Raw genomic sequence first — 16173 nt, forward strand, 5'->3', positions numbered from 1 at the left:
GAGGGCAGAAACCAGGAAATGCATCGGGGCCAGCCGGACGCCGCCGCTCCTTACTTCCTCGCCTTCTTCGCCTCGAGCTGGGCCAGCGCCTCGGCCGGCATTGCCGTCGGGTCGTGCGAGCCGGCACCCGCCATCAGGTCCACCGAACCATGCGAGGCCGGCGGCGCGGACCTGTCGTCCCCGCCATCGGCCGCCGACCAGGCGAGCGTGATCGACATACGGCGGTTGCGGGGATCATAGGGATCGCCGGCGACATAGGGCTCGCGGTCGGCGACCCCCTCGATCCGCGCGAAGCGGCCGTTCGAGACGCCGAAGTCCGACAGCGCCTTGCGGGTCGATTCCGCCCGCGCCGCCGACAGCGTCCAGTTGTTGACGGAGCGGCCCTTCGAGTAGGGCATCGCATCGGTGTGGCCGCGCACGATCACCGAATTGTCGGCGAAGTTGGTCACCTCGGCGACCTGCTTCATCAGCGCGCGCGCCTCGCTCGAAAGCTGGTCGGTGCCCGAGGTGAACATGGCGAAATCGGCCTGGTCGACCAGGTCGATGCGCAGCCCCTCGCGCGTCTCGACCATGCGGACGTTGCGCATCATCTCGGCGAGCTTGGGATCCGCCGCCATCTTGGCCTGGAGCATCATCTTGAGCTTCTGGAAGGCCGCGCGGTCGCGCGATTTCGCCGCTTCCCCGCCATCCTTGGCGCCGCCCGACGCATCCTTGGGGATGGTGATCGACTTGGAACCGGTCTGCGCGGCGCGGTGCGGGTAATTGTCCTTGTCGACGATCGACTCGCCGCCGAAGATGCCGTTGGCGCCGGCGCTCTTCTCCCTGAACTGGACCATCGTCGGCGTGAAATAGTCGGCAATGCCCTTGCGCTGCTTCTCGTCGGTCGCACCGAGGATCCACATCAGCAGGAAGAACGCCATCATCGCGGTCACGAAGTCGGCATAGGCGACCTTCCACGCGCCGCCGTGATGGCCGCCATGGCCCTCCTCGATAATCTTCTTGATGATTATCGGGCGAGGTTCGGGCTCGTTCTTGCCGCGCTTGGTGGGCGATTGCGCCATGGGTCAGCGTTTCCCTGAGAGCCGGACCTAGCGGCCGCGCATGCCGTCGAACACGTCGGCGAAGGCCGGCTGGTTCGAATGGGTGATGCCCGACCGCGCGGCTTCGATCACCAGCGGCAGCGGGTGGCCGTGGAGCGAAGCGATGATGATCTGCTTGACCACGCCGTAGATCGCGGCGTCGGCCTCGATGACCTGGCGGCAGCGGCTCGCGAACGGACCGACGACGCCATAGGCGAGAAGAATGCCGAGGAAGGTACCGACGAGCGCCGAACCGATCATCGCGCCGAGGATCGCCGGGGGCTTGTCGATCGACCCCATCGTCTTCACGACGCCGAGAACCGCGGCGACGATGCCCAGCGCGGGCAGCGAATCGGCGAGGTTCTGCATCATGTCGGCGGGCTTCACCTCGTCATGGTGATGCGTCTTGAGGGCGTTATCCATCACGTCCTCGACCGCCATCGGATCGAGCGTGCCCGACGAGATCACCACCAGCCTGAGCGTGTCGGTGATCATATGGATCAGCGTGCTGTCCTTGAGCAGCTTGGGATATTCGGCGAACAGCGTCGACGCCTTGGGATCCTCGATATGCGGCTCGAGCGCGACGGGTCCCTCGGTGCGCAGCTTCTTCATCAAGGTCGAGACGAGGAAGATGACGTCGAGATAGTCTTTCTTGTTGTACTTCGGGCCCTTGAAGACCTTGCCGAAACCGGCGCCGAAGGCCTTGAGCTCCTTCATCGAATTGCCCGCCACGATGGCACCGACGGCGGCGCCGCCGATGATCAGCATTTCGTGCGGGATCGCGTGGAGCACGGGTTCGAGGTCGCCGCCGGTGATGGCGAAACCACCGAACACCATGGCCAGGAGAATGACGAGGCCGATGCCAGCAAACATGAACGCTTACTCCCGAGAGGTCTTTTGGGTCTGCGCGTCCATCGCCGCGCCTTCCCCATCATTGTTAACGGCCGGATAAGCGGATTCTTTATCCATGACTTGTCACCGCGGCCTAGCGGAGGAAGTCGAACAAGGTGTTGCTGTTGACCTTGGCGAAGGCGGCCTGGGCCGCCTGCAGCGTCAGCGTCTTGGCGTTGATCTTCATGATCGTCGCGGCGACGTTGGTATCCTCGAGCGAGCTGCGTTCCTCGGCGAGCTGGGTCGAGACACCCTCGAGCGTCTCGGCCGCGACGTCGAGCTGCTGCGCACGTACGCCCTGGGCGGCACGCTGGTCGGTGACACGCTGGATCGCGACGTCGATATCCGAGAGGGCAACGTCGGCAAAAGCCCGCCGCGTCGTCGCGTCGTCATTGGAGATCGCATCGATCGCGTTCCCGATCACGGAGTCAAGATCGTCGATGCCGTGGGTGTAGGCGATTCCGTCGAACACGGTCGACCGCTGCGCGGTCGCAGCCAGCCGGACGGTCGACGACACCGAGATCTGGAGCGGTGCGTCGGTGGGGAACAGCGCCTGGCCGGTCGGTGTCGTCGCGGTGGCGATGTTGCTGAGGGCAGTCCGCAGCGAGCCAAGCTCCTGCACCATCGCCGCGCGGTCACCGGGCGAAGCCGATTCCGAGCGCCCCGCCAAGGTCAGTTCCTTCACCCGATTGAAGATGTCAGCCATATTGCCCATCTGGGTGTCGACCTGGGCGGCGACCGACTGCGCTGTCTCGATGTTGCGCGACCAGGTGACCTGGTCGGCCTGCACGCGGCGCAGTTCGGAGATGCGGGCGGCGGAAATCGGATCGTCCGATGCCTTCTGTACCTTCTTGCCGGTTGAAATCTCGGTCTCGGCGCGGGCGATTTCAGCCCCCAGCTTCGCCTGCCGGTTGATTTGCGCCATGGCGCTGTAACGGGTCGCGGAGATCACGGGTCAATCCTTCTAGCTGAACAGGCCCAGGATTTCCTGGAGGGTTTCGCGCGCGATCTGGATGATCCTGGCCGAGCCGTTATAGGCCTGCTGGAAGCGCAGGAGCTGCGCCGCCTCGACATCGAGATCGACGCCCGTGACGTCGTCGAGTTGCTGGAGCGCGCCGTCGCGCTGGGTGGCGGTGGCCGACTGTTCCGACTTGGCGGCGGACGTGCTCTGCGCATGGGCCGACACGAGTTGCGCCCACTGCGCCTCCGGTCCGCTCGAGTTGCGATAATCCTTGAGCGCCAGCGCATTGCCGTTGGCGACGCCCGAGGTCGACGCCGCGGCGATCTTCGACAGGTCGGTGGTGGCGACCTCCAGCGTGTCGGCGGTCGTGCCGGTGAGCAGCGCCGCGCCGGGATCGCCGTTGCGGTCGACGCCGGCCGAGTTCCAGTCGTTGATGACCTGCGCGAAACGGCTGGCGACGGCGTCGAGCGATTGCCGGCGCGATGCGATCACGTTGGCCGCGTCGGCCAGCCCGGCGAGCGAGCCCGACTGCGGCACCATCGGCACCTCCGCGCCGAAGCCAGACGCGACCAGCGAGAAACGGCCACTGTTCGCTTGTACCAGGCCGACATAGCCCGGATTGGTGCTGGACGCGTCGACCAGGGTAACCGTGGAGTCGCCGAGCAGCTTGACCGTGGCGCGGCCGTCATCCTCGAGCTTGACGTCGATCCCGACCGCGTTCGAAATGCTCTGCAGCAGCTTGTCGCGCTGGTCCTGGAGCAGCGCCTGGCCGGTGGACCCGTCGCCGGCGCGGCGAAGCGCGGAATTGATCTGCACCAGCGTGCGCAGATCGTCGTTGAGCTTGGTCACGCTGTTCTGGGCCGCGGTCGAGACACCGTCGGCCGCCGACCGCAGCGCGGTCGACGTGGTCGTGAACTGGTTCACCGCATTGCCCAGCGCGGTCAGCATGGTCAGGCGATTGGTGTCACTGCTGACGTCGGCGCTCATCGCCTCCGCCGAGGTGAACACTCCCGCCATCTTCACGCCCAGGCCGACGTCGGAATCGTCGAGCGCGGCCTCGGCGGTATCGAGCCAGGCCGCCTTCGCGTCGGCGCGCGCGGCTTCCGAATTGGCGAACCGCGCATAGGCGCTGCGATAATTGTCGAACACGCGCTGGACGCTGCCCGCCTCGACGCCGCCGAAAACGGCCGAGGAACGGTAGAGATAGGTGCTCGACGAAGAGACGGCGGACTCGTTGAGCACCACCTTGCGCCGGCTATAGCCCTCGGTTTCGGCGTTCGAGACGTTCTCGCCGACGGTGGCCAGCGCCGTGCGATAGGCGACGACGCCCGAACGGCCGATCTGGAGAAGGTCTGTCATCCGGCGGTCCCGCCAGCCTTGGCCGGCGCAGCCGCCTCGCCGGCGCCGGCGGTAGAGGTGGCGGTATCGTCCGCCCCCGTCGCCGCCGCGGGCTTCGCCACGCGCGCCTGGAACTGCCGGACGAGCAGGTCGGCGATGCCGATCGCGCCCTTCCCCGCCAGCTGGTCGGCGAGGTTGCCGTCCTGCATGTCGCGGAACTGATCGGTCGCATCGCTGCCGAACAGATCGTCGTCGCAGAGCTTCGCGTCGCGGGTCGACTTGAGCATCTGGCGGGTGAAGATCGCCTCGAACTGCTTGGCCGCAGCCTTGAGCTGATCGAGCTCGCTCGCCTTCGGATCGGCGAGCGCGCCGACCTTCGCGGAAACATTGCCGATCATAGCACCACGAGCTCCGCCTTCATCGCGCCGGCCTGCTTGAGCGCCTCGAGGATCGCGACCAGATCGGCCGGCGAGGCGCCGATCGCGTTCACCGCCTTGACGATGTCGGCCAGCGACGCGCCGGGGTTGAACTCGAACATCGGCCGGGCTTCCTGCTCGACATTGATCGCGCTCGACTGCTGCACTGCGGTCTGGCCTCTCGAGAAGGGCTCCGGCTGGACGATCTGCGGCTTCTCGTCGACCTGGACGGTCATCTTGCCATGGGTCACGGCGACCGGCGAGATTCGGACGGCGCCGTTGATGACGACGGTGCCGGTGCGGGCGTTGACAACGACCCGTGCCGGCGCCTCAGCGGTGTCGACCTCGAAATTCTCGATCCGGCTCATCAGAGCGGTGCGAATCTCGGCGCCCTGCGGCGCGTCGATCGTGATGGTGGTGGCGTCGATCGAACGGGCGATCGGCTGGCCGATCCGGCCGTTGATCGCTGCGGCGACGCGCTGCGAGGTGGTGAGATCGCCATCCGACAGGTCGAAGCGGAGCTGCGGCATCGTAGCGAACCCGGCATCGACGCTGCGCTCGACGGTCGCCCCGCCGGGGATGCGCCCCGCGGTCGGCACGTTGATCGTCAGCTTGGAGCCGTCGGCGGCGTCGATGCCGAGGCCGCCGACCGCCAGATTGCCCTGCGCCATCGCATAGATCTGGCCGTCGGCACCCAGCAGCGGTGCCATGATCAGCGTGCCGCCGCGCAGCGACTTCGCCTTGCCCAGCGCCGAGATGGTGACGTCGAGCCGCTGGCCGGGCTTGGCGAAGGCGGGCAGCTCGGCGGTGAGCATCACCGCGGCGGCGTTCTTGAGGGCGGGATTGACGCCCGCCGGAAGCTGCAGGCCGAAGCGCGAGGCGACGCCCTTCATGCCGAGGGTCGAATAGTCGAGGCTGTCGTCGCCGGTGCCGGCAAGGCCCACGACGATCCCGTAGCCGGTCAGCTGGTTCGCGCGCAGGCCGGCGAAGCTGCCGATGTCCTTGATGCGCTCGGCGTGGCCAGCACCGGCGGCGGTGAAGCCCGAAAAGCAGACCAGGAAGGTGATCAGAGCGCGGATCATTAACGGCACATCCTCGAAATTCTTAATCAGAATGGACTCAAGATGGCAAAGAAACGGTTAAGCCATCCCTGCCGCGATCCCCGTGCGATCTCGCCCTTGCCCGAATAGGTGATCCGGGCGTCGGCGACGCGGGTGGAGGGAACGCGGTTGTCGGGGCCGATATCGGCGGCACGGATCAGGCCCGTGATCGCGATGTTCTCGTCGCCGCGATTGAGCGTGAGCAGCTTCTCGCCGCGCACCAGCATCGTGCCGTTCGGATAGACCCGGACGATCGAGACGCTGATCTCGCCGTTGAGCTGGTTCGACTGGGCGGCGGCGCCCTTGCCGTCGAACTTGCCGCCCCCGCTCGCCCCGATGTCGGTCGGGTTGAAGAAGGATGCGGGGCCCGTCGTCGGCGGAGTGAGACCGATGCTGCCCGAGCGGTCGGTGGACGCGCTGTTCGTCTTCGCCGCCTGGGTGCGCTCGACCAGCGAGATGGTGACGATGTCGCCCACCATCGCCGCACGGGCGCCGTTGGTGAGCGCCGAATAGCCGTTGGCGGCCTGGAAGATCGCGCCATTGGCCTGCGGCGGCGGCGGTTCGGTCGCGAACACCGGCGAATAGTCGACGGCCGCGCGGCGCTGTCCGGCGTGGACCGGCTCGATCGCGACCGCGAGCGACAGCACCGCGAAGGCGCCGAGCGCCCACAGCGCGTCGATGTCGACCCTGGACTGTTTCCGGTTCGAATCGAACCGGCCCGAGCCGACGGCCCTCTTGCTTGCCGCGACGTCCGCGACGGCGGATCGCTCCAGCCCTCTCGAAAGCACGTTAGAGGTTCTGGTTGACATATTGCAGCATCTGGTCAGTGGAAGAGATCATCTTGCTGTTGACCTCGTAGGCGCGCTGGGTCTCGATCATGTCGACCAGCTCCTCGACGATGTTGACGTTCGAGGATTCGAGCGAAGACTGCTGGATCGTGCCGCGGCCGTCCATGCCGCCGGCGCCGGTCTGGGGCTGGCCCGACGCCGCGGTCTCGGTCAGGATATTGTTGCCCTCGGCCTGCAGGCCCGCCGGATTGGTGAAGCGCGCGAGCTCGATCTTGCCGAGCTCGGTCGGAGCGGTCTCGCCGGCCAGCGACGCCGTCACCGTCCCGTCGGTGCCTATGGTGAGGTTGGTCGTGTTCTCGGGAATCTGGATCTGCGGCTGCAACTGATAGCCGTCGGCGGTGACGATCGTGCCGTCGTCCGAGCGGTTGAAATTGCCGTCGCGGGTGTAGCCGGTGCGACCGTCGGGCAGCAGGATCTGGAAATAGCCGTCGCCCTGGATCGCCATGTCGAGCGGATTTCCCGTCTCCTGCAGCGAGCCCTGGGTCTGGATCTTGGCGGCGCCGTTGATCTGGACGCCGGAGCCGAGATTGGTCCCGGTCGCGAACTTGGTCGATTCCGACGAGGCCGCGCCGGGCGCCGTCATCGCCTGGTAGGCCAGTGTCTCGAAGCTGGCGCGGTCGCGCTTGAAGCCGGTGGTGTTGACGTTCGCCAGGTTGTTGGCGATCACCTGCATGCGCATGTTCTGGGCATCGAGGCCGGTGCGCGCGACATGTAGTGCTGCGTTGCTCATGGCAAGCTACTCCGTTCTAAAATCAATCGAACCGCATCAGATCGGTCGAGGCCTTGTCGATGTCCTGGGCCGAGCTCATCATCTTGACCTGCATGTCCCAGTCCCGGCTCGCTTCGATCATGTCGATCAGCGTGGCCGAAGCGTTGACGTTCGATCCCTCGAGCGCGCCCTGGCGAACCTGCGCCGCCGGATCGGCGCCGAGGGTGCCGCCGTTGCGATCCCGGAACAGCCCGTCGAGGCCCTTCGCGATCGGGGCGCCGTTGGTGGACACCAGCTTGAGCCGGTCGACGATCTGGAGCTGGGTCGGATCGCCGCCTTGGGGCACGATCGAGATGGTGCCGTCGCTGGCGATGGTCAGCTTGTCGAACGGCGGCAGCGTGATCGGGCCGGCGTCGCCCAGGACCGGGCTCCCGTCGCCGGTGGTCAGCAGCCCGCTGTCGCTGAGCTGGAGATCGCCGCGACGGGTATAGGCCTCGTCGCCCTCGCGGCCCTGCACCGCAAGCAGCGTGTCCTTGCCCTGCAGGGCGACGTCGAGGGGGCGCCCGGTCTCGCCGATCGTGCCTTCGCTCATATCGGCCGAGGTGACCTCGCCCGAATTGGTCGCGCGGCTTTCGAACCCGTCGCCCTTCAGCCACAGCGCCGTGCTCGAGCTCATCTCGCCGCGGAAGCCCACGGTATCGACGTTCGCGAGGTTGTTGGCGGTCATCGTCTGACGCGCCATCGCCGATCGCATCGCCGAGAGGGAGCTGTAGATCAGCTTGTCCATGGCCCGGTTCCCCTATCTGTCAGGATCAGGTGCGCAGGTTGACGATGGTCTGGGTCATGGTGTTCGCCGCCTCGATCGTCTTGGCGTTGGCGGAGAAGTTGCGCTGTGCCTGGATTAGCGCGACCAGCTCCTCGGTGATGTCGACATTGGCCTGCTCGAGCGCGCCCGACTGGATGAGGCCGGTGCCGTTGCTGTTCGCCTCGCTGACGACGGGCTCGCCCGAAACGCCGGTCGCGCCCCATTTGCTGTCGCCGAGCTGGCGCATGCCCTCGGGGTTGGCGAAGGTCGCGACGATGATCTTGCCGAGCGCCTGGCTGTCGCCGTTCGAGAAGGTCGCGACGATGAGGCCGTCCGAGCCGACCGAAACATTGTCGAGCGCGCCGGCGGCGTAACCGTCCTGATCGAAGCTGGTCAACGTGAAGGGCGCGGTGCTCATCTTCGTGGTGCCGCCATAGGTCAGGTCGAAGTTGAGCGGTGCCGACGCGCCGTTCGGGCTGATCGGGCCGATCGCGATCGTGCTGCTCGGCGCGGTCATCACGCCGGTGCTGTCGAAGGTCAGCTTCAGCGGCGCCGGCTGGGTTGCGGCACTCGTGTCGTAGCTGATCTCGGTGTCGCCGATGAAGGTGTGCGCGGTCCAGGTCGTGTCGGTGGTGCTGCCCGACGGAAGATTGTCGCGGGAATAATAGGTGGTCATCGGGAAGGCGGTGCCCTGCGCGTCGTAGACCGTCGTCGTCGTCGACTGGTTGTAGCTGTTCGCATCGTTGCGATCGAACACATAGGGGTTCGTCGCGCTGTAGACCGAACGCGTCGCGGGGACGTCGGCGGCGCCCGGGAAGGTCACCGCCAGATCGATCTTCTGGGTCGCCTTCGACGTGCCCGAGGTGAGCGGAAGCTGGATCGAGCGGGCCGCGGTCATGCCGGTGGCGGTCACGACGCCCGACGAGTCGGTCGGGAGAACCTGCAGATAGGCACCCGAGGAGTCGGTGATGTAGCGGTTCGCATCGACGCTGAAGGCACCGTTGCGGGTATAGGAGACCTGCGCGTTCGAGCTGGAGGCGCGGGTCATGAAGAAGCCCTGACCGGAGATCGCGAGGTCGAGCGAACGCTCCGACGATTCCAGGCCGCCCTGGGTGAATTGCTGGGCGATGCCGCGCAGGCGGGTGCCCTGGCCGGCGATGCCGGCGCTCTGCATCGGCGAGGACGAAACGAGGTCGCTGAACTCGGTGTCGCTGCGCTTGAAGCCGGTGGTACCGACGTTCGCGATGTTGTTCGAGATGACCGCGAGATCGGTCTGCGAAGCCTTGAGGCCGGAAAGTGCGGTGTAGAAGGACATGGTTTTAAGCTCCGTTACCGAAAATCAGGAAAGCTGAAGGGCGTCGGCCGGGTCGAAATTGCCCAGCGGGGTGACGATCTTGGTGGCGCCGCTGGCCGGGGAGCTGACGCTCGCCACGGTGGCCCAGCTGGCGGTGGTGATGTCGGCCATCGGCTTGGCCTCGCTGTCCTTGGCCGAGACGACGATGCCGAGCGGCCCGGCGACGGCGTTGCCGTCCTGGTCCTTGCCGTCCCAGAAAAAGGGAACGTCGCCCTTGGGAACGTTGGTGGCGCTGCCGGTGTAGACGACGGTGCCATTGCCATCGACGAGGCTGATGTCGACCCGCGTGGCATCGGCCGGCAGGGTGACGCTGCCCGCGAAGGAACCGTCCGACAGTGCGCTCGCCGACTTCGACGGCAGCAGCGCGGCCTTGCCGATCCAGTTCGCGGCGTCGCCGACGCGCGACTGCTGCAGGCTCGCGACCATCGACTTGAGCGACTGGTTCATCTCCGCGATGCCGGTCGTCTGCGAGAATTGCGCCATCTGGGCGACCATCTGGGTGTTGTCGACCGGGTTGAACGGGTCCTGGGTCTGCATCTGCGTGGTCAGCAGCTTCAGGAAGTCGTTCTGGCCGAGCGTCTCGTTGCTCTTCTTGGTCGTCGTCGTGGAACTCGTCGTCGAGCCGCCGAGGCTGTCGAGATAGCTGTTACCGGTGGATATCGTCATTTGCCGAGCCTCAGCGTGTCGAGAGTGAGCGTCTTGGCGGTCTGCATGACCGAGACGTTGTTCTGGTACTGGCGCGCGGTCTCCATCATCTCGACCAGCTCCTGCGCCTGGTCGACGCCCGCTTCCCAGACATTGCCGTCCTTGTCGGCCTTGGGGTGGTTGGGGTCGTGGCGCTTGGTAGGCTCGATGTTGGAGGCGACGACCTGGTCGACCTTGACAGTCGCGACGCCGGGGGCGTCGGTGACCGAGGAGAAGACCGGCTTGATCGCGCGGAAGGCCTCGGCCTTGCTGCCCGCGACCGACCCCGCATTGGCGAGGTTCGAGGCCGAGGTGTTCAGCCGGACCATCTGCGCCGACATGGCGCGGCCGGCGATGTCGAAGACGGAGAGATTGCCCGCCATGGCTTATTCTCCCTTGAGGGCCTGCATGACCGTGCCGATCCGCCCTTCGAGGAAGGACAGCGTGGTCTTGTAGTGCAGGGCGTTCTCGGCGAACTGGTTCTGCTCGGTCGACAGTTCGACGGTGTTGCCGTCGAGCGAGGTTTCGAGCGGCACCCGGTAGCCGATATGAGCGTCGGCGGCCTGCGCGGTGGACATGCCGCCGGTCGCGTCGGACAGCGCCTTCTGGAAATCGATGTCGCGCGCCTTGTAGTTGGGCGTGGCGGCATTCGCGATGTTGGACGCCAGCATGGACAGGCGCTGCGACCGCAGCTCCAGCGCCTTGCCGTGGATCCCGAAAAGCGGATCAGCCATTTTTTCGCTTCACCTTCTAAAGTCCTGTCGGTGGCGGCCGTTAATCATGTTCGAACAGGTCGACGGTCGCCTTGGGCACCATCCAAGCAACTGCCGTGCCAAATATGGTTAACAGGGCGATTATCCCTGAAATTCCTGGGATCCGACGTCGAACCGGCAAGCTCTTGCCGGAAGCGGCAGGGTCTTGCCGGTCGATCTTGCCGGGTCCGTTAGCCATGTTCGGCAACGGTCCCTTGAACAAACTCGGATATCGGGGAAGCGATGTTCCTGCTCGAACAACTGACCCGATATATCGACCCGATGGCGATCGGGATCGTGGTCGGCGGGACCATCGTCACCACCGTCTTCCGGGCGACGCGCGCCGATATCGGCCGCGCCCTTTCCGCGCTTGCGCTGCTCGGCAGGGCCGACCCGCACACCGATGCCGCCGCGGCCCGCGTCTCGGTCAGCCGCATCCGCGAACTGGCCGAAGTCCGCAGCATCGCCTGTGTCGACAGGGTCGAGACCGCCCAGAGATTCCTGCTGCGCGCCGCCCGCCAGCTGTCCGACGCCCGCAACTCGGGCGACTTCGTCCGCTGGGCGAGCGCCGACCTCGATGCGCGCCGCCAGCGCCACCAGGGCGTGATCGGCGTGTGGCGCGCGATCGCCGAGACCGCGCCGGCCATGGGCATGATCGGCACGATCATCGGCCTGGTCCAGATGTTCGCGCATATGGAGGACCCGGCGGCGATCGGCCCGGCGATGGCGGTGGCGATGCTCACCACCCTCTATGGCGTCATAGTGTCGTCGGCGATCGCCGGGCCGATCGCCGGCCGGCTGGAAAATCTCTCCGAGACCGAGCTGGCCTGGCAAACCGCCGCATGCCGGCAGCTTGAGATCCTAGCCCGCGAGGAGCTGGATGCGCTGCCGCCGACGGTCGTCCGCCCGAACCTGCGGACCGTCCTGTGAGCCGTGACGTCTCCCAGCGCTGGGTGCTGAGCTTCGCCGACCTGACGCTGCTCCTGCTCGCCTTCTTCGTCATGATGCAGGCGCAGGTGGCCGACCGGGTGAAACTGGCAGCGGGCATCCGCGGCGCGTTCGGCGGCAATGGCGACGGCACCGGTCGCGCCGGTACCGTCCAGGGCTTCACCGCCGCGCAGATCTTCGAGAGCGGCGAGGCGATCCTCAAGCCCGACGCGTTGCGGCGACTGAACGCGGTCGGTGCGGCGGCGGCCAGGGCCGGGGCGCGGGTGATCGTCGCCAGCCAGGGGCGCGACGGCCAGTCGGCCCGGCTCGACAGCTGGGAACTGGCGGCGGCGCGCACCACCGCGGTCGCCCGCGCGATCCGGCGCGGCGGTCTCGCCGACACGATGATAGAGATCACCATACCGCCGATGCGTGCAAGCGAGCCCGCCAGCGGCCAGCGCATTTCGGTCCAACAGCTTTCGGGGCCCCCGCCCCGATGACGGTCCCCCCGGCGGAAGGCCGGGTTTCCAAAGGCGCTCCTGTCTCTGTGCTGGCCGCAGGAGATGCCTGGGAACCCGCATCCGCCGGGGCGATCATCTCCCCTTCGTGACAGTAAGCACTGCGTTAACCAAATCTTTGCGGTTGGCCGGATAGGCTGGGCAGCATGAACCGGAACCCGCCCGCGATGCACAACGCCCGTCCGCCCCTGGCGCTGGCCGCCGCCATGACCGCCGCCCTGATCGCCCCGGCGCCGCTCGCCGCGCAGAACGCGCTGCCGCCGGCCCAGGATCTCGGCCAGCTCGAACGCATGGTCGTCGCCTCGGTCGGCGCCGATGTCGGCATGCCGGGCGGCCCGATGGCACCGATCGACCGGCGCATGCGGCTTGCCGCCTGCCCCGGCGCTATCCAGATCGATCCGCCGAGCGCGAGCTCGGTCACGGTGCGCTGCACCACCTCCGGCTGGCGGCTGCGCGTGCCGCTGATGCGCGAAGCCATGGCGATGAACCCGGGAACCACCGCGACGGGCGTCGGCTACGCCGCCGCCTCCGCCAGCGCCGCCGTCCGCAAGGGCGATCCGGTGCAACTGGTCGCGCAGGGCTCGGCCTTCTCGATCAGCATCGACGCGACGGCGATGGAAGATGCCGATGTCGGCCGCCGCGTCCGGGTCGCAACCAATTCGAAAAGCTCGACCTTGTTCGCGGAAGTGATCGATGTCGGCCGGGTCCGCCTGATCGGATTTAAATAAATTCGAAACCTGTCGTTATCATCGGCAGAGGTGGCATCGCGGCCCTTGGGCCAGACAGGAAAGGAACGGTCATGATCAATGGGGTAGGACAGACCAGCCCGACCCGCATCGGTCGGGTGAAGGACGAGACGGTGAAGCCGCTGGCGCCGACCGGCCCGGTGGATTCGCCCAGCGTGCCCGTCGCGGCACCCTCGCTCGTCGCAGCGCTCGCGGAAGCCGGGCCGCCGGTCAACAGCGAGAAGATCGCGGCGATCCGGCAGGCCATCGCGGCCGGCCAATATCCGATCGACGCCAAGGCGATCGCCGCCAAGATGATCGCGCTCGACCTGCCAAGTTCTAGCACATGAACGAGAGGGCCGTCGAAGACCTGATCGCGTCGAGCGAGGCGTTGATCGCCGCGCTCGACGCGCATGACATCGACGCCATCGAAACGGCACTACCGGCGTTCGGCCGCAGCGTCGAAGCGCTCGGCGCCCCCGGCGACTGGACGACGTCGCCCGGGGTCCGTGCCCGTCTGGAAGAAGCGATGCGGCTCGCCGACGGCGCCCGCGCCCGCGTCCGCTATCTCGCGGATCGCACCCAGCAGCGGATCGACATGCTCGCCGTTGCGGCCGGCCGGTTCGACTGCACCCCCGCGACCTACGGCCGCCCGGGCCGCTGACCCTCGGCCGGCCGGGGGCGCATCGCGGCCCCCAGCACTATCCCGCCCAGGATGAACGCCATACCGGCCAGGTGATAGGCGTGGAGCTTCTCCCCCAGCAATGCCGCCGCCAGCAGCGCGCCGAACAGCGGCATCAGCGTGATCGTCTGTCCCGCCGCCCCGGCACCGAGATCGTGCACCGCCGCGTTGTAGAGCATATAGGCGGCGAGCGACGGCAGCAGCGCGACATAGGCAAAGGCCCCCGCCGTCCCCCAGCCAGGAACGATCCGCTCCCCTCGCAGCCATTCCGACAGGGCGAACGGCGCCATCGCGGCGATGCCGATCATGAAGGCGGCCAGCAGGAAGCCGAGCGGGTGGCTGGCCGGCCGGAGCCGCAGCAGGCTGGTATAGGCCGCCCAGCTCACCACGCCGCACAGCACCAGCAGGTCGCCGATATTGAGCCCGATCGACAGGATCGCGAGCGGATGGCCGTGCAGGACGATCAGCACGACCCCGGCGATCGACAGCAGCACGGCGCCGATCTGGGCGACGGTCGAGCGCTGGCGGAAGAACAGCCGGTCGAACAGCAGCACCAGCGCCGGGATCGCCGCCTGAAGCAGCAGGCCGTTGGTCGCGGTGGTGTAGTGGAGCCCGGCATAGACGAAGCCGTTGAACGCGGCGACGCCGGTGATACCCAGCAGCAGCACCGTTTTCCATTCGGCGGCGAGCAACGCGCGATCGGCGCGGAGATGCTTCCAGGCGAACGGCGCGAGGAGGAGTGCCGCGCCCGACCAGCGGACCAGCGCAAGCGTGAAAGGCGGTATCGCCCCCTGCACCGCCCGGCCGACGATGAAATTGCCCGACCAGAACAGCATCACGACCGCCAGCGTCGCATAGGAATAGAGCGGCGTGCGCCGCCGGTCGGCCGCCATCACGGGAAGAATGGCGATCAGCCGGCGGCCAGCAGGGCCTGGTCGAGATCGGCGAGGATATCGTCGATATGCTCCAGGCCGATCGACAGGCGCACATAGCCCGGCGAAACCCCGGTCGCGGCCTGCTGCTCGGGCGAGAGCTGCGAATGGGTGGTGCTCGCCGGGTGGATCGCCAGACTGCGCGCGTCGCCGATATTGGCGACATGGTAGAAAAGCCGGAGCGCGTCGATGAAGCGGCGCCCGGCCTCGACCCCGCCCGCCAGCTCGAAGCCGAGCAGGCCGCCCTGCCCGCCGGTCAGATAGCGATCGGCACGGGCCCGCGCCTCTCCGCTCTGCTGCGACGGGTGAATGATCCGCGTGACCCCCGCCCGGCCCGACAGGAAGCGGACGACGGCGGCCGCGTTCTCGCAGTGGCGCGGCATGCGCAGCGGCAGCGTCTCCAACCCCTGCAGGATCTGGAAGGCATTGAACGGCGAAAGCGCCGCCCCCAGGTCGCGTAGCAGGATCGTGCGGGCCCGCAGGATATAGGCGATCGGCCCGAGCGGCTTGGCCGCCTGCGACCAGACCGCGCCATGATAGCTCGGGTCGGGCGTATTGAGCAGCGGCTGCCGCTCGGGAAAGGCTTCCCAGTCGAACGTGCCGCCATCGACGATGACGCCGCCGATCGAGGTGCCGTGGCCGCCGATATATTTGGTCGTCGAGTAGACCACGATCGCGGCACCATGGTCGAGTGGCCGGGCGATCAGCGGGGCGGCGGTGTTGTCGACGATCAGCGGAATGCCGAGCGGCCGGCCGGCCGCGGCGAGCTCCGCGATCGGGCAGACGACCAGCTTGGGGTTGGGCAGGGTCTCGACATACCAGGCGCGGGTGCGGTCGTCGGTCGCGGCGACGAAGGCCTGCGGATCGGCCGGATCGACGAAGCGCACCTCGATGCCCATGTCGCGCATCGTGTTGGCGAACAGGTTCCAGGTCCCGCCGTAGAGATCGGTGCCGCTGACGATATTGTCGCCCGCGCGGGCGAGGTTCTGGATCGCATAGGCCGAGGCCGCCTGCCCCGACGCGACCGCCAGCGCCGCCGCACCGCCCTCGAGCGCAGCGATGCGCTCCTCGAGGATGGCGGTCGTGGGATTGCCGATGCGGGTATAGATGTTGCCCAGTTCCTCCAGCGCGAACAGCCGGGCGGCATGCGCCGCATCCTGGAACTGGTAGGAGGTCGTCTGGTAGATGGGCGGCGCCACCGCCCCCGTCGTCGGATCGGCGCGCCAGCCGGCGTGCAGCGCCAGGGTCTCGGGACGATAAGCGGGCTTGTCCATCGGTCGCTCTCCTTTGGGGACCGATGTACCGGTCGTGGCGCCATTGTCGAGCCGGGATAGCCGCCCCGTCGAGGGTTCGTCGTGCCGCCTCAACCATTCCTAACTCAAAATTAACCATGTTGGCCGCATTCCTGACCTTGCATTCACGCGAAGGTCATCGAGGACTGCATGTCGGTTG

The 16173-nt window shown here is 67.3% G+C and carries 20 protein-coding genes; 5 read left to right on the forward strand and 15 right to left on the reverse strand.

What is annotated here, in order from left to right; genetic code table 11:
• Window positions 1-50: 50 nt before the first annotated feature.
• The 13 genes from ASE22_RS18555 to flgB all read right to left on the reverse strand — a co-directional run bounded on the left by ASE22_RS18555 (window position 51) and on the right by flgB (window position 10919).
• On the reverse strand, window positions 51-1061 hold the full coding sequence (locus tag ASE22_RS18555) for a flagellar motor protein MotB (protein WP_056363212.1): 1011 nt from the start codon (window positions 1059-1061) through the stop codon (window positions 51-53).
• 27 nt (window positions 1062-1088) lie between these two features.
• Window positions 1089-1952: a flagellar motor stator protein MotA gene (gene motA, locus ASE22_RS18560; protein WP_056363214.1), complete on the reverse strand. Its 864-nt coding sequence runs from the start codon at window positions 1950-1952 to the stop codon at window positions 1089-1091.
• 112 nt (window positions 1953-2064) lie between these two features.
• A complete protein-coding gene (locus ASE22_RS18565) occupies window positions 2065-2922 on the reverse strand; it encodes a flagellin (RefSeq protein ID WP_056363217.1) in 858 nt (285 codons plus the stop codon).
• A 12-nt stretch (window positions 2923-2934) separates the two neighbouring features.
• Window positions 2935-4290: a flagellar hook-associated protein FlgK gene (gene flgK, locus ASE22_RS18570; RefSeq protein WP_056363220.1), complete on the reverse strand. Its 1356-nt coding sequence runs from the start codon at window positions 4288-4290 to the stop codon at window positions 2935-2937.
• A complete protein-coding gene (locus tag ASE22_RS18575) occupies window positions 4287-4667 on the reverse strand; it encodes a rod-binding protein (protein ID WP_056363224.1) in 381 nt (126 codons plus the stop codon). Before ASE22_RS18575 ends, flgK begins: the two co-directional genes overlap by 4 nt.
• Complete coding sequence (locus ASE22_RS18580) at window positions 4664-5767, reverse strand: flagellar basal body P-ring protein FlgI (RefSeq protein ID WP_056363227.1); 1104 nt, start codon at window positions 5765-5767, stop codon at window positions 4664-4666. The genes ASE22_RS18575 and ASE22_RS18580 overlap by 4 nt, the downstream gene beginning before the upstream one ends.
• A 26-nt stretch (window positions 5768-5793) precedes the next feature.
• Window positions 5794-6594 (reverse strand): flagellar basal body L-ring protein FlgH, encoded by an 801-nt coding sequence (locus ASE22_RS18585; RefSeq protein WP_082545308.1) that lies wholly within the window; start codon window positions 6592-6594, stop codon window positions 5794-5796.
• Window positions 6575-7363, reverse strand: coding sequence for a flagellar basal-body rod protein FlgG (flgG, locus tag ASE22_RS18590; RefSeq protein WP_056363230.1), 789 nt, complete (start codon window positions 7361-7363; stop codon window positions 6575-6577). Before flgG ends, ASE22_RS18585 begins: the two co-directional genes overlap by 20 nt.
• Window positions 7364-7385: 22 nt before the next feature.
• On the reverse strand, window positions 7386-8129 hold the full coding sequence (locus ASE22_RS18595) for a flagellar basal body rod protein FlgF (RefSeq protein ID WP_056363233.1): 744 nt from the start codon (window positions 8127-8129) through the stop codon (window positions 7386-7388).
• Window positions 8130-8154: 25 nt separating this feature from the next.
• Complete coding sequence (locus ASE22_RS18600) at window positions 8155-9462, reverse strand: flagellar hook protein FlgE (protein ID WP_056363234.1); 1308 nt, start codon at window positions 9460-9462, stop codon at window positions 8155-8157.
• A gap of 24 nt (window positions 9463-9486) precedes the next feature.
• On the reverse strand, window positions 9487-10167 hold the full coding sequence (locus tag ASE22_RS18605) for a flagellar hook assembly protein FlgD (protein WP_056363237.1): 681 nt from the start codon (window positions 10165-10167) through the stop codon (window positions 9487-9489).
• The gene (gene flgC, locus ASE22_RS18610) at window positions 10164-10568 is read right to left on the reverse strand and encodes a flagellar basal body rod protein FlgC (protein WP_056363240.1); all 405 of its coding nucleotides are present in this window, start codon (window positions 10566-10568) and stop codon (window positions 10164-10166) included. The genes ASE22_RS18605 and flgC overlap by 4 nt, the downstream gene beginning before the upstream one ends.
• Window positions 10569-10571: 3 nt before the next feature.
• Window positions 10572-10919, reverse strand: coding sequence for a flagellar basal body rod protein FlgB (flgB, locus tag ASE22_RS18615; RefSeq protein WP_056363242.1), 348 nt, complete (start codon window positions 10917-10919; stop codon window positions 10572-10574).
• 261 nt (window positions 10920-11180) lie between these two features.
• Here flgB and ASE22_RS18620 point away from each other — a divergent pair, with 261 nt between their 5' ends.
• The 5 genes from ASE22_RS18620 to ASE22_RS18640 all read left to right on the forward strand — a co-directional run bounded on the left by ASE22_RS18620 (window position 11181) and on the right by ASE22_RS18640 (window position 13771).
• Window positions 11181-11867 (forward strand): motility protein A, encoded by a 687-nt coding sequence (locus ASE22_RS18620; protein ID WP_056363245.1) that lies wholly within the window; start codon window positions 11181-11183, stop codon window positions 11865-11867.
• Window positions 11864-12364, forward strand: coding sequence for a flagellar motor protein MotB (locus ASE22_RS18625; protein WP_056549937.1), 501 nt, complete (start codon window positions 11864-11866; stop codon window positions 12362-12364). The genes ASE22_RS18620 and ASE22_RS18625 overlap by 4 nt, the downstream gene beginning before the upstream one ends.
• Before the next feature lie 164 nt (window positions 12365-12528).
• Window positions 12529-13110, forward strand: coding sequence for a flagella basal body P-ring formation protein FlgA (locus ASE22_RS18630; protein WP_056363251.1), 582 nt, complete (start codon window positions 12529-12531; stop codon window positions 13108-13110).
• Between the two features lie 71 nt (window positions 13111-13181).
• Window positions 13182-13457: a flagellar biosynthesis anti-sigma factor FlgM gene (gene flgM, locus ASE22_RS18635; protein ID WP_056363254.1), complete on the forward strand. Its 276-nt coding sequence runs from the start codon at window positions 13182-13184 to the stop codon at window positions 13455-13457.
• Window positions 13454-13771, forward strand: coding sequence for a hypothetical protein (locus ASE22_RS18640; protein WP_056363256.1), 318 nt, complete (start codon window positions 13454-13456; stop codon window positions 13769-13771). The genes flgM and ASE22_RS18640 overlap by 4 nt, the downstream gene beginning before the upstream one ends.
• Here ASE22_RS18640 and ASE22_RS18645 read toward each other — a convergent pair.
• Together ASE22_RS18645 and ASE22_RS18650 are read right to left on the reverse strand one after the other, a co-directional pair.
• Complete coding sequence (locus ASE22_RS18645; RefSeq protein ID WP_056363259.1) at window positions 13750-14682, reverse strand: DMT family transporter; 933 nt, start codon at window positions 14680-14682, stop codon at window positions 13750-13752. The genes ASE22_RS18640 and ASE22_RS18645 overlap by 22 nt on opposite strands.
• Window positions 14683-14699: 17 nt before the next feature.
• Window positions 14700-15995: an O-acetylhomoserine aminocarboxypropyltransferase/cysteine synthase family protein gene (locus ASE22_RS18650; protein ID WP_056363262.1), complete on the reverse strand. Its 1296-nt coding sequence runs from the start codon at window positions 15993-15995 to the stop codon at window positions 14700-14702.
• Window positions 15996-16173 lie beyond the last annotated feature (178 nt).

The sequence above is a fragment of the Sphingomonas sp. Root720 genome (assembly GCF_001428605.1).
Lineage (GTDB): Bacteria > Pseudomonadota > Alphaproteobacteria > Sphingomonadales > Sphingomonadaceae > Rhizorhabdus.